Below are 13,085 nucleotides of genomic sequence, written 5' to 3' on the forward strand. Positions count from 1 at the left end.
GGAGGAGCAAAATGCACTCAAAACCTATTTATATAAAACATGCAAATCAAATGATCACATTAAAGGGCAGCTCCGCACAGCCGCTGACGAAAGAAAAAATGAGCGAACTTCACATCATAGAAGACGGGGCGGTATGGATTGAAGAAGACATTATCAAATCAGCAGGGACAACAGCGGAACTTGAAGCTGACTATCAAAGCCGGCTTCAGGAGGCCGAAATCATTGATGCCTCAGGGAAAATTCTCCTTCCAGGACTTGTTGATCCACATACTCACCTAGTTTATGCAGGCAGCAGGGAAGAGGAATTCAATATGCGTCTGAATGGGGCGACATATATGGAAATCATGAACAATGGCGGAGGAATTCACGCCACTACTTCGATGACCAGAATAGCATCTGAAGAGGAATTGGTAGAAGCGAGCCTTGTCCGTCTTGATCGCTTTCTTAAACACGGTGTAACCACGATAGAGGCAAAAAGCGGATATGGCCTGGATTGGGAAACGGAGCGCAAGCAGCTGACTGCAGCCCGGAAAGCGGACGAACTTCATCCGGTGGATGTTGTCCGCACCTTTATGGGTGCACATGCGGTTCCTGCAGAATACAAAGAGAATCCAGACGCATTTGTTGATTTGGTCATTGAAGAAATGCTTCCGAAAGTTGCAGAAGAAAATCTTGCCGAATTCAACGATGTTTTCTGTGAAAGGGGCGTATTCACTCCAGAACAGTCCAGAAAGCTGCTCGAAGCAGGGAAGAAGCTTGGCCTGATAGCTAAAATCCATGCCGATGAAATCGAACCATATGAGGGGGCGGAACTTGCCGCAGAAGTCGGTGCCATCTCTGCAGATCATTTGCTTAGAGCATCTGATAAAGGCATGGAAATGATGGCTGAAAAGGGAGTAATCGGAGTGCTTCTTCCAGGCACAGCATTCTTCCTGATGGCTGAAGCCGCCAGGGGCCGCCTGATGATCGATAAAGGTGTGCCGGTTGCATTATCAACCGATTGCAACCCCGGCTCTTCGCCAACCTGCTCCATGCCATTTATGATGAATCTCGCTTGCATGCACATGGGTTTAACGCCGGCAGAAGCCATTACTGCCGCTACAATTAATGCAGCACATGCCATCAATCGGGCAAAAGAAGTGGGAAGCATTGAAGCCGGGAAAAAGGCTGATCTGCTTATGCTCAATGTACCGAACTACATGCAAATGCAATATCACTACGGAATGAACCATACAGACACAGTGATTAAAAATGGGAAAGTGGTCGTGAAAGGAGGAAGTTTATGCTGCCAACAATAAATCCTCCCGGGTTCTTTTGGCCGCAAGCCGAATTAGGAACTGACGTAAAGGTGAATGAATGGATTCGCCAAATCCAGAAGGAAGAGGAGTTGAAAAAAGAAAAATGGGATGTCGTGCTTTTCGGTGTCCCTCTTTCCCGGTCATCCATAAGCGCATCAGGAGCATCTGAATTCCCTGAATCATTCAGGAGATCCTGGAAAGGGTTTTCCACATACAATTTAGATTTTGAAAGTGATCTTCAAAAGATGATGGTTGCAGATCTTGGCGATGTAAAAATGCATTTCACGGATATTCCGAAATGCCATTCCAATATCAAACAGACAATGAAAGATATAAGAAAACAATTTCCTGATTCATTTCCAATTGCGATTGGAGGAGACCACTCCATTACAGCCATGCTTGTCAGCGGCCTGAAAGAACTGGAGCCAGAAAAAGAAATTGGCATACTCCAGCTGGATACTCACCTTGATCTCAGAAGCCTTGAAGACCACGGGCCGACTAATGGGACACCCATCCGCAACCTGATTCAGAACAGCATGATTAAAGGGAAAAATGTCTATAATATTGGCCTTCATGGCTTTTTTAACAGCCAGTCACTTATCAGGTATGCGAAAGAGCACAAACTCAATTATATTACGCTGAAAGAAGCCAGAAAACGGGGAATTGAAGAAACGGTTAAAGAATCACTTCGGCAGCTGGAGTCAAAAGTGGATAAAATTTATGTCACGATTGACATGGACGTGCTTGATATCGGCTTTGCTCCCGGGGTTCCAGCATCCACACCAGGCGGCATGAGCACCGAAGAATTATTCAGTGCGGTATATGCTGCAGGACTTTCTTCCAAAACGGCAGCCATGGATATAGTTTGCCTAGATCCAACAAGAGATCACCAGGCACAGCCAACGGTGAAAGCAGGTACGTACACTTTTCTGACCTTTTTGACAGCATTAATGAACAGAAGGTAAGGGGCTAACTTTGCTCCTTACCGCTAAATTACAAGGGGGAATGAGAATGGAAAAAGAAACTGCAGTGAATCAATCTCAACAGCCTGAGCTCAAGAATCCAAATACAGCTTTGAAAAATAAGGTTAAATTCTTTCTTTTCAGCGCAATTGGCCTATTTATGTTTTTTGTTCCCGTCACAGTTAATGAGAAATCCTCCATCATGCTTGACCATATTGTCACAGCCATTCAGACTTCCGTACCCGCAGCTGTACCTTATTATGCTTTGCTTGTCATTCTGCTTGGCGCCATTTATCCTTTCTATACAAAATCCTGGAACAAGAACAAAGTAAATATTGTATTCTCCATTTTTAAAGTGATTGGGTTATTTGTCGCCATAATGATCGTCTGCGGCTATGGCCCTGACTGGCTATTCGATCCGAGTATGGGACCGTTTTTGTTTGACAAACTCGTCGTGCCTGTCGGGCTGCTCGTTCCAATCGGCTCCGTTTTTCTGGCACTGCTGGTTGGATATGGCCTCCTTGAATTTTTCGGTGTCATAATGCAGCCGATCATGAAGCCAATCTGGAAGACACCAGGGAAATCTGCAATCGATGCGGTGGCATCTTTTGTTGGAAGCTATTCAATCGGGCTGCTCATTACAAACAGGGTATTCAAAGAAGGAAAATACAGTATTAAGGAAGCAGCCATCATTGCTACCGGATTCTCAACAGTCTCCGCAACCTTCATGATTGTTGTTGCCAAAACACTTGGATTGATGGAAATCTGGAACACTTATTTTTGGACGACCTTTGCTGTAACCTTTATCGTAACAGCTATTACAGTAAGAATCTGGCCTCTTAAATCAATGAGCGAAGAATATTATAATGGACAGCAGCCTCCACCGGAAACCTTTTCAGGGAGCCGTCTGCAGGCAGCCTGGAAAGAAGCGATGGATACAGCCGCTCAGTCTCCGGCATTATGGAAAAACGTCAGAGATAATTTAAAAGATGGGTTTGTCATGACGATGTCCATTTTGCCATCCATTATGTCAGTAGGTTTATTAGGCTTGGTTCTTGCAGAATTCACCCCTGTTTTTGACTGGCTTGGATATATCTTTTATCCTTTTACAGCTCTAGTACAGCTGCCTGAACCATTATTAGCAGCAAAAGCAAGTGCAGTGGGGATTGCTGAAATGTTTTTGCCGGCATTGCTTGCAGCAGAGGCAGCACTGGCCACTAAATTTGTTATCGGAGTCGTTTCAGTATCAGCTATCATTTTCTTTTCTGCACTTGTCCCGTGTATTTTATCAACTGAGATCCCGATCACCATTCCGCAGCTGATTGTCATCTGGGCAGAAAGAACAATTTTAACGATACTGATTGCTGCGCCTCTGGCCTATATATTGCTTTAACCGGAAAATCCCCGTTCATTGCAGCGGGGATTTTCCGCATAGAATTTTTTTGCACAACCAAACTAGTAGAGGAATGAGTCTAAGAATAGCAGGTGATTGATATTGTACAGGCTGTATACACATAATGACCTTGATGGCGTTGGATGCGGTATCGTTGCAAAGATTGCTTTTGGAAAAGAGGTAGAGGTACGCTATAACTCTGTAATGGGACTTGATCATCAGATTGAAAAATTGTTTGAAAATGAAAAGAATTTGAAGGATGACTTTTTAATTATCACGGATTTATCAGTTAATGATGAAAACTTGATAAGGCTTGATGATCTGGAAAAAGGCGGCGGCAAAGTCAGATTAATTGACCATCACAAAACAGCCCTGCAATTTAATGATTACAGCTGGGGCAGAGTGAAGGTTCAATATGATGATGGCAGGCTCACCGCTGCAACCTCTTTGCTGTATGAGTATCTCCTGGAACATGAACTGATTAAATCATCCCAGGCTTTGGACGAATTCGTTGAACTTGTCCGCCAGTATGATACTTGGGAATGGGATCAAAATGATAATATTAAAGCAAAGAATCTGAACGATCTATTCTTTATGGTTTCCATTGAAGAATTCGAAGAAAAAATGACGGAAAGAATCATAAACTCCGACCATTTCGAATTTGATGATTTTGAACAAAAATTACTGGAAATGGAAGAGGAAAAGATTGAGCGTTATGTTAGACGGAAGAAGCGGGAAATTGTCCAAACTTTCATTGGTGAATTTTGTGCTGGCATCGTCCATGCTGAATCCTATCATTCTGAATTAGGAAACGAACTTGGCAAAGACTTCCCCCATTTGGATTATATCGCTATCTTAAACCTGGGGGGGAAAAAAATCAGTTTCAGAACAATTCATGACCACGTTGATGTATCTGCCGTCGCCGGAAAGTTTGGAGGAGGCGGACACGCAAAAGCTTCAGGATGTTCAATGGGAAAAGATGCCTATAAACTATTCGTACAGGATATTTTCCCTCTGGATCCTATGAGGCAGGATGCATTCAGGAACAAATACAATAATAAAAGTTCTATTCAGGGATCACTTTACGAAAATAAGAAAGGAGACAAATTTTTCATTTTTGCTGCAGGCGAGGACAATTGGATTCTGGAAATGAACGGAAAGCCCGTCCGCGAATCCTATCAGAACTTTCAGCAGGCAGAAAACTTTATTAAAAGAAAATACCAGGCATGGCTTGTTCATGATGATATTTATGTAGAATTTTTAAAGCGTTTTTATATAAAGGCAAAAAATTAGCAATGCCGCCCTTTTCGGCGGTTTATTTTTTTGAAAAACCACCCCTGCTAAATATTGTAAATTTCATATATAATTGAAACATATATATAGTTTGGGGGAGGATCTATGGAAATATTTTTGTATATTTTTGGTGTGATTTTCGCTGCCATCTTCATTAAAGTTCTGGTGAGGGGTTCGAAAAGAGATCCCTTTATTAAAGACGAGCCATTTCCTGAACATCTCGGAATTCAGTCCGACGACTATTTGTCAATGATTAAAAAATTAGAAAAATCTTTGCCTGAAGGGTACAGGGAGAATATAAAAAATCGTGTGCTGAGAGAGCACCCTAAATGGAAAGACTACGGATATGATTGGACATTTTTTGAGCTGAAAAGATATTTTGTGATGAATGCCATACTTAAAGCAGTGCCTATGTTCAGCAGGAAAGCGGATGAAATATGGCATGAAATGCTCATGTTTACTCGTGATTATGATCAGTTTTCAAAAAATTTCTTCGGTGAATACCTGCACCATTCCCCAAATATGGACAGCACACCCATTCCAGGGGAAAGGGCTTTTTTTGACTGGGTGTATTTAAGCCTTTTTGAAGCAGGCCATAATAGCAGAAGAATTTGGGGGAGCTTTTTGCAAAATCCGATTAAAAAGGAAATACTTGAGGATTTCAGAAGCATGAATGAGGCTGAACTATTAAATAAGTATTTCAGGGCAGGAAATGATTGTCTTGAACTGAAAAAGAAATTGATCGAAAAACTGAAGCATGAAATTTCTGAAGCAGAATCAGTGAAGCTTGGGAAAAAGCCGCTGGAATTTACGAAGCCCGCTTCTGTCAGCCAGTATTCCAATCTGTTGTTTCCAGCCTTGTATTTTTCGGTTTATGAACCAGATGGGTTCGAGGACCATATGAACGAACTTCTTCCCCCGGAACTCGCAAAAGACAGTGCTGCCGGAATGGTTTACTGTTCCGGCTTCTCTTGCAGCAGCCATGGTGGTCATGATTCCGGCGGCTCCAGCTGTTCGAGCTGCGGAGGCGGATGTTCAAGCTAAAAAGCAGTCCAATTGGATTGCTTTTTTGTTTTTCAAAATTTTAGGTTCTTGTTGTTTTGGAAAAGATAAAAGCAGGTAATTTCCTTTCATTATCAATCTTCTCAAATTACGGCATTAAATTTTCAATTATGTAACAATTTATAAATATGATATAAGTATGCATGAATTGTCTGGTACAATCAGTATTGATTATCGGTTTGAATTGGATGTGTATTTATGAAAATTTTGCTTGCTTTTATACTGCTATTATTCAGTTTTCCGACTGCATATGCAGCAGCTGAGGAAACAAAAGACCCTGAAATTATCAGTGAAGCCGCAATTGTAACAGATTCTGAATCAGGTGCTGTTCTGTATGCAAAAAATGCGGATAAAAAGATGTACCCGGCCAGCTTGACGAAAATAGCAACAGCCATATATGCCATTGAAAATGGAGACTTAAATGACATAGCAACTATAAGCAAGAAAGCAGCAGAGGTTGAAGGAACACGAGTTTATTTGGAGGAAGGAGAAAAAGTGCCTTTAAAAAAGCTCGTTCAGGGAATGCTGATAAATTCAGGAAATGATGCTGCCTGGAGCATTGCTGAGCATCTTGACGGCAATATGAAAGCATTCTCAGAGAATCTTAATCGCTATCTTGAAGAGAGTACAGGATTAAAAAATACTCACTTTGTTAACCCTCACGGTCTGTATGATGAAAACCACTATACAACGGCAGGGGACCTTGCAAAATTAACTAATTATGCCCTGAAAAATGAGACCTTTAGAGAAATCTATGGAACAAAGGAACTTAAGTGGGCAGGAAAGTCATGGGACACCACCATCTTTACTCATCACAGGATGCTTAAAGGGGAGGTTCCATTCGAAGGAGTAACAGGGGGAAAAACCGGTTTCGTAGATGAAGCTAAACAGACCCTCGCCACTTCTGCAGAGAATGATTCAATAAAGTTAACGGCCATTGTGTTAAAGGCTGATTTCAAGCGGGATATTTATAATGATACAAAAAAACTTTTGAATTATGGGTTCCGCAACTTTGAAACTGCGAGACTGAGCAGCACTGACGTTTTTCCTTCTGATGGAAAAACCTATACAACTGGCGGTGAAAATGTAGCCATAACTTTGCCAAAAGGAAACTACGAAGAAAACATTACAGCAAAAGGAAAGCTGCAGATTAAGGGTGAAGACGGAAGGATCATTCAATCTGTAGAGCTTCTGGAAGACAAACAAGATGAAGTGGTTTCAAGCAAGCTGAAAACAGATAAGGAGCCTGAGAAAGAGACAACTGGGTACTATGGCAGAGTCGGGTTAACGATATTTTTATTTGGGATCTTTATTCTATTATTAAGGAAAAATTTAAAAGCAAAAGCCAGAAGAAGAAGACGGGTTTAATGCCCGTCTTTTTTATTGCATGTTCTTCTGAAATAAGACTAAAGAATTTCTCTTTAGTCTGCGGACATTCTTTTATTGCATTCTTTGCTCCACCTGACGGCATACCTCATCCGCCGATAGGCCGCTTGCTTCAATGACAGAAGCTTTTGTAGAAACATCCTGCATACCCATCACATTTGAATCAACACCGCTCACTACACAGCAGGAGCAGTTCTCAGCATCATGCGCCGACTTCAAATCAACCACTTCATATCCTTTTTGGCGAAGCGCTTCAGAAACATTTGTTAAGGATTGTTCAACCGCTACTCTTTTCGTCAATGTTAACACCTCCTCCGTTTGTTAGATTGGCTTTTGTGCTCCAATTTTATTCCATGGATAAAAAAAGCCTAATCACGAAACAGTAAGAAAGGAGGTGTTTAATATGAGCAAACGCAAAAAAGACCCTTCAAAGGCTGGACTAAGTTCTCCAAACATCGAAGGGCAAGGTACAACTAATATGGAAACAGGAAGCAGAACGGCTTCTTCTGCACGGCATAAAAAGAAAAAACAGGACTTTTAACAAAACGAAAAGCAGGAGGTTATTCCTCCTGCTTCTACTGTTTACTGATACATTTCAGCAACTTGTTTTTGAATGGATGCATCTTCTAAATACTCATCATAAGTCATCTGCTTATCAACAATGCCAGCCGGTGTAATTTCAATAATGCGGTTGGCAATGGTTTGAATGAACTGATGGTCATGTGATGCAAAAATCAAAGACCCTTTGAAATTAATTAGACCATTATTCAATGCCGTAATGGATTCCAAATCAAGGTGGTTGGTCGGCTCATCCAGCATTAGTACATTTGCACCGCTAAGCATCATTTTGGAAAGCATGCAGCGGACTTTTTCTCCACCTGAAAGAACGCTTGCTTTCTTTAGAACTTCCTCACCAGAGAACAGCATTCTTCCAAGGAAACCTCTCAGGAAGCTTTCACTGTCGTCAGCAGGTGAGAATTGGCGCAGCCAGTCTACAAGATTCAAATCAGAGTTTTCGAAGAACTCCGAGTTATCATTCGGGAAATAGGATTGAGATGTTGTAACACCCCACTTATACGTTCCTTCATCCGGCTCCATTTCACCAGTCAATATTTTAAATAACGCAGTTTTTGCCAATTCGTTTGTGCCAACTAACGCAATTTTATCGTCTTTGTTCATGATAAAGCTGACATTATTCAGAACTTTAACGCCATCAATAGTTTTGCTGATGCCGTCTACCCGAAGCAGATCATTCCCGATTTCACGGTCAGGCGAAAAGCCGACATACGGATATTTTCTGGAGGACGGTTTAATGTCATCCAAAGAAATCTTATCAAGAAGCTTTTTACGTGAAGTTGCCTGCTTCGATTTTGATGCGTTTGCACTAAAGCGGGCAATAAAGCTTTGCAGTTCCTTGATTTTTTCTTCCTTTTTCTTATTGGCATCCTGAGCCATCCTTTGTGCAAGCTGGCTCGACTCATACCAGAAGTCATAGTTCCCAACGTAAATCTGGATTTTCCCAAAGTCAAGATCGGCAATATTCGTACATACTTTGTTTAAGAAATGACGGTCATGGGATACGACAATTACAGTATTCTCAAAGTTGATCAGAAATTCTTCAAGCCATTGAATTGCTTTGATATCCAAGTGGTTCGTCGGCTCATCCAGCAAAAGAACATCCGGCTTGCCGAAAAGGGCTTGAGCAAGCAAAACTTTCACTTTTTCCGATCCAGAAAGGTCAGCCATTTTTTTGTCATGAAGATCTTCTTCAATGCCAAGCCCTTTCAGCAAAATAGCTGCTTCAGATTCTGCTTCCCATCCGTTCAATTCTGCAAATTCACCTTCAAGTTCAGCAGCCTTCATGCCATCTTCATCAGTGAAATCCGCCTTCATGTAAATCGCATCTTTTTCCTGCATCACTTCATAAAGGCGGGCATGTCCCATGATGACTACTTTTAAAACTTCAAATTCTTCGTATTCAAAATGATTCTGTTTCAGGACAGCAAGGCGCTCGCCGGGACCTAAATGAACACTTCCCGATTGTGCCTCGATTTCACCGGATAAAATTTTTAGAAAAGTTGATTTACCGGCACCATTTGCTCCAATCAAACCATAGCAATTGCCAGGTGTAAATTTAATATTAACATCTTCGAATAGTTTGCGGTCGCCGTATCGAAGACCTACATTACTGACAGTTATCATATTATTTTTATTCCTCCAAATACATAATCCTTAAAAGTATACCACTTTCAGCGCGTAATCGCGAATTCTTCTTAATGCAATCTATCGGTTTCATAAAAGTTAAGAAAATTAAAAGGAAGCAGCAGGAAAAAGTCGAATACATAAAGATTATATATTTGATGAGAGGAAGTGCTTTTTTTAATGGAATCTCTTATAAAAGAAGATGTAAAACTAAAACCTTTCCGCTTCACAATTGAGAGGGGAAAAATCAGGGAATTTGCTATGGCAATTGGAGACAGGAATCCTATTTATTATGATGCGGACATAGCGAGAAAAGAGGGGTACCGGGACATCCCCATTCCGCCTACATTTCCGACGGCTATTGAGATGTGGGGAGGATTGGATTTCGAAACCCTAATCAGCCTATTCGGTCTTGACCCGCTTAAGGTTCTTCATGGAGGACAGGAATATCTCTATATGGGGGAATTATGTGCTGGCGATACAATAACTGCCGTTCCTCAGTTAATCTCAGCATTTGAAAAGAGGAATCTCCGTTTTATCACAATAGGAATTCATTACAAAAACAATGCAGGATTCGAGGTTCTGTATTCGGAATCTACCATAATCGAAAGAAGGGGGACAGATTAATGAGCGAATTAACAGCGATTCATAAACCCGAGATTACACATACACAGCTGGTCAAGTATGCAGGAGCATCCGGAGATTTTAATCCAATTCATACAGTAGTACCGATTGGGGAAAAAGCGGGATTGGACGGTGTGATTGCCCATGGGATGCTCATTATGGGAATGGCTGGCGAAGCACTGGCTGATTGGTTTCCGAGAAAAGACCTGAGGAAGTTCAAAGTGCGCTTCAGCAAAATGACGCGTCCTGGCGAGAAACTGACAATAGAAGGAAGAGTGACAGGGGAAACAATGGAAGAGGAGGAGAAGAGACTGACAGGAGAAGTATCAGTTAAAAATGAAGCCGGTGAAGTGAAGCTCTCAGGACAGTTCCAAGTAAAAATATAATATAAAGGAAGGATTTCTATGGGAGGTCATATCGGGGTCCAGCTCAAGCCAAAATCAAAGTGGAAGAAATACTCACTTTGGACCTTTGTAATCATATTAGTTTTATTGGCTGCGGCATTTTTCGTTATGTTTGGATTTTTATCGCGCTCAATCCCTAAAACAGAAGGAGAGATCAAAATTGGATTCATCTCTGCGGAAGTCAGGGTGAATCGCGATAGCAATGGCGTTCCCCACATACTTGCGGATAATGAACGAGACCTTTTTATTGCACAAGGATATGTGCAGGCTCAGGATCGCCTGTTTCAAATGGATTTAAGCAGGCGGCAGGCATCTGGCAGATTAAGTGAAGTAGTCGGGGAAGCGGCGGTTGAAAATGATAAATATTTTAGGACACTTGGACTGAGAAGGGCCGCAGAAGCATCCTATGAAGCCTATTCCCCGGTAGCAAAACAGATTTTAGGCTGGTTTGCGGAAGGCGTAAATCTTTATATTAAAGAGGTCAAAGAAAACGGAAAATGGCCGCCTGAATTTTCCATACTCGGCTATAAGCCTGAAGAATGGACTCCCGCGGATTCACTCACAATAGGCAAGTATATGGCATATGATCTCGGCGGACACTGGGAAAGCCAGGCATTCCGCTATTATCTCCTTCAGCATTTTCCGGAAGATAAAGCGTATGAATTATTCCCCTCATATCCGGAAGAAGCCCCTTACATAATAGGAAAACACAACTTAAATATTGAAGAAAGCTTTGCAAATGCAATTACTCCGCCGGAATTCAACGGAAGCAATAACTGGGTTGCAGCCGGCAGCAAAACGGCATCCGGGAAGCCAATTCTTGCAGATGATCCGCATTTATCACTCAGCACACCTTCCATCTGGTATCAGATGCATCTGAAGTCCCCGGAAATGAACGTCAGCGGAGTCATTTTTGCCGGCATTCCGGGCATTATTCTCGGTCACAATGAGAACATTGCATGGGGAGTAACCAATACAGGGCCAGATGTCCAGGATTTGTATATTGAAAAAAGGAATCCTGCCAATAAAAATGAGTTTCTATTCAATGAAAAATGGGAAAAGGCAGAAGTAATTGAAGAACCAATTAAGGTAAAAGAAAAAGAGACAATTAACTATCAAGTAACAATTACACGCCACGGACCTGTAATTTCGGAATTTGCTGCAGACAGCGGCAAAGATACCGTTCTTTCTTTGCAATGGACTGCCCTTGAACCTTCAAAAGAACTGGAAGCCATTCTAAAAATGAATAAATCAACTCACTGGAATCAATTTGAACAAGCATTGGAGTTATTTCATACACCAGCACAGAACTTTGTATTTGCCTCGCCTGATGGAACAATAGCTTATAAAGCAAACGGTAAAATCCCCATTAGAAAGAAAGGAGACGGGCTATTGCCAGTGCCAGGCTGGACAGAAGATTATGGATGGGAAGGATACATTCCTTATGATGAACTGCCAAAAACCATCAATCCAAAGGAAGGCTTCATATCTACTGCAAACAATAAAGTTATTGACGAGAGCTACCCTTACCATATAAGTCATGATTGGGCACAGCCGTACAGGCAAATGCGCATACAGGAATTCCTGAATAGCAAGGATGATCTTACAGCAGATGATATGATGTCTCTGCAGATGGATCAGAAAAACCTGCAGGCAAAGGAATTTATATCCATTTTCCTGTCTGAAATTAGAGAACCATCTTCCAATCTTGAAAAGGAAGCTTTTTCCGTCCTGAGTAAATGGGATTATAACGACAGCAAAGATGGTGCAGCCCCTCTCATTTTCAATCTTTGGATGAAAAGCATATCCGATGTTCTTTTTGATAATCAGATATCACCAGAAATGAGGAAGCTCTTTAAAGGGCAAAAGCAGGCGGTGGATGAATTATTGAGAAATGCAGCAAATGGCAGGGAAAGCCGCTGGATTGAAGAAAAGGGCGGACTGGAAGAGGTCCTTTCGCGATCATTGAGTTCAGCAGTGAAGAAAGCTGCAGATCTTCAAGGAAATAATCTGTCTGAGTGGAAATGGGGAGACTATCATCAATTAGCCTTTTCCCATCCGCTTTCAAGTGTAAAACCCTTAAACTACTTGTTTAATAGAGAAGGGCGGATTCCTGTTGGCGGAAGTTCAGTCACAGTCCAGGCGGCAGCTAATAAAGAGGATGGCACAGTAAATCATGGAGGCTCGTGGAGATTTGTACTGGATACGCAAAACATGAATACAGCCTATCATCTTGTGGGACCAGGACAATCAGGACATCCTCTAAGCCAGTGGTATCATGACCAGATGAACGGCTGGGCAGAAGGGATCTATCATAAGACAACTCTCACTGAAGAGAAGACCATGCATACACTTTTATTAAAACCTTGAAAAAGCTACCCAAAAATCATAAAATGTTTCTTTTTGTTCATAGTTTTTTCATATTTTTCATGTACAATAATAAACATACAGGCAGGGAAAA

Annotated in this window: 12 protein-coding genes; 10 read left to right on the forward strand and 2 right to left on the reverse strand. The window is 41.7% G+C overall.

Annotated features, from left to right (window positions below):
• Positions 1-11 precede the first annotated feature (11 nt).
• The 6 genes from hutI (at position 12) to QUF73_05085 (ending at position 7,376) form a co-directional block, all read left to right on the forward strand.
• Entirely contained in the window at positions 12-1,298 is a 1,287-nt protein-coding gene (gene hutI / locus QUF73_05060) for an imidazolonepropionase (protein ID MDM5225573.1), read from the forward strand.
• Positions 1,283-2,263: an agmatinase family protein gene (locus tag QUF73_05065; GenBank protein ID MDM5225574.1), complete on the forward strand. Its 981-nt coding sequence runs from the start codon at positions 1,283-1,285 to the stop codon at positions 2,261-2,263. Before hutI ends, QUF73_05065 begins: the two co-directional genes overlap by 16 nt.
• Before the next feature lie 46 nt (positions 2,264-2,309).
• Positions 2,310-3,653, forward strand: a complete 1,344-nt coding sequence (locus QUF73_05070; protein ID MDM5225575.1) for a YjiH family protein — start codon at positions 2,310-2,312, stop codon at positions 3,651-3,653.
• A 102-nt stretch (positions 3,654-3,755) separates the two neighbouring features.
• Positions 3,756-4,946 (forward strand): oligoribonuclease, encoded by a 1,191-nt coding sequence (locus QUF73_05075; GenBank protein MDM5225576.1) that lies wholly within the window; start codon positions 3,756-3,758, stop codon positions 4,944-4,946.
• A 105-nt stretch (positions 4,947-5,051) separates the two neighbouring features.
• On the forward strand, positions 5,052-5,990 hold the full coding sequence (locus QUF73_05080; GenBank protein ID MDM5225577.1) for a hypothetical protein: 939 nt from the start codon (positions 5,052-5,054) through the stop codon (positions 5,988-5,990).
• Between the two features lie 216 nt (positions 5,991-6,206).
• Positions 6,207-7,376 carry a D-alanyl-D-alanine carboxypeptidase family protein gene (locus QUF73_05085; GenBank protein MDM5225578.1) on the forward strand — a complete coding sequence of 390 codons (1,170 nt, stop codon included), beginning with the start codon at positions 6,207-6,209 and terminating at the stop codon, positions 7,374-7,376.
• Between the two features lie 72 nt (positions 7,377-7,448).
• Here the strand turns inward: QUF73_05085 and QUF73_05090 are convergent, their stop codons facing one another.
• Entirely contained in the window at positions 7,449-7,694 is a 246-nt protein-coding gene (locus QUF73_05090) for a YkuS family protein (protein MDM5225579.1), read from the reverse strand.
• A gap of 103 nt (positions 7,695-7,797) precedes the next feature.
• Here QUF73_05090 and QUF73_05095 point away from each other — a divergent pair, with 103 nt between their 5' ends.
• Complete coding sequence (locus tag QUF73_05095; GenBank protein ID MDM5225580.1) at positions 7,798-7,935, forward strand: YuzL family protein; 138 nt, start codon at positions 7,798-7,800, stop codon at positions 7,933-7,935.
• A 41-nt stretch (positions 7,936-7,976) separates the two neighbouring features.
• On the opposite strand, the gene QUF73_05100 is transcribed toward QUF73_05095, so the two are convergent.
• Positions 7,977-9,596, reverse strand: coding sequence for an ATP-binding cassette domain-containing protein (locus QUF73_05100; protein ID MDM5225581.1), 1,620 nt, complete (start codon positions 9,594-9,596; stop codon positions 7,977-7,979).
• 180 nt (positions 9,597-9,776) lie between these two features.
• On the opposite strand from QUF73_05100, the gene QUF73_05105 reads away from it, so the two are divergent.
• Genes QUF73_05105 through QUF73_05115 form a run of 3 tightly spaced genes read left to right on the forward strand, consistent with a single transcriptional unit; the run spans position 9,777 to position 12,994 of the window.
• Positions 9,777-10,223: a MaoC family dehydratase N-terminal domain-containing protein gene (locus QUF73_05105; GenBank protein MDM5225582.1), complete on the forward strand. Its 447-nt coding sequence runs from the start codon at positions 9,777-9,779 to the stop codon at positions 10,221-10,223.
• Positions 10,223-10,606, forward strand: coding sequence for a MaoC/PaaZ C-terminal domain-containing protein (locus QUF73_05110; protein MDM5225583.1), 384 nt, complete (start codon positions 10,223-10,225; stop codon positions 10,604-10,606). The genes QUF73_05105 and QUF73_05110 overlap by 1 nt, the downstream gene beginning before the upstream one ends.
• Before the next feature lie 30 nt (positions 10,607-10,636).
• Positions 10,637-12,994: a penicillin acylase family protein gene (locus tag QUF73_05115; GenBank protein MDM5225584.1), complete on the forward strand. Its 2,358-nt coding sequence runs from the start codon at positions 10,637-10,639 to the stop codon at positions 12,992-12,994.
• Positions 12,995-13,085: the final 91 nt, after the last annotated feature.

The organism is Cytobacillus sp. NJ13, assembly GCA_030348385.1.
Taxonomy (GTDB): Bacteria; Bacillota; Bacilli; order Bacillales; family Cytobacillaceae; genus Cytobacillus.

Excerpts from the sequence above, each read along its gene's own strand:
- QUF73_05100 (MDM5225581.1), bottom strand. The coding sequence starts at position 9,596 with ATGATAACTGTCAGTAATGTAGGTCTTCGATACGGCGACCGCAAACTA.
- QUF73_05110 (MDM5225583.1), top strand. The coding sequence starts at position 10,223 with ATGAGCGAATTAACAGCGATTCATAAACCCGAGATTACACATACACAG.
- QUF73_05065 (MDM5225574.1), top strand. The coding sequence starts at position 1,283 with ATGCTGCCAACAATAAATCCTCCCGGGTTCTTTTGGCCGCAAGCCGAA.
- QUF73_05070 (MDM5225575.1), top strand. The coding sequence starts at position 2,310 with ATGGAAAAAGAAACTGCAGTGAATCAATCTCAACAGCCTGAGCTCAAG.
- QUF73_05105 (MDM5225582.1), top strand. The coding sequence starts at position 9,777 with ATGGAATCTCTTATAAAAGAAGATGTAAAACTAAAACCTTTCCGCTTC.
- hutI (MDM5225573.1), top strand. The coding sequence starts at position 12 with ATGCACTCAAAACCTATTTATATAAAACATGCAAATCAAATGATCACA.
- QUF73_05080 (MDM5225577.1), top strand. The coding sequence starts at position 5,052 with ATGGAAATATTTTTGTATATTTTTGGTGTGATTTTCGCTGCCATCTTC.
- QUF73_05085 (MDM5225578.1), top strand. The coding sequence starts at position 6,207 with ATGAAAATTTTGCTTGCTTTTATACTGCTATTATTCAGTTTTCCGACT.
- QUF73_05095 (MDM5225580.1), top strand. The coding sequence starts at position 7,798 with ATGAGCAAACGCAAAAAAGACCCTTCAAAGGCTGGACTAAGTTCTCCA.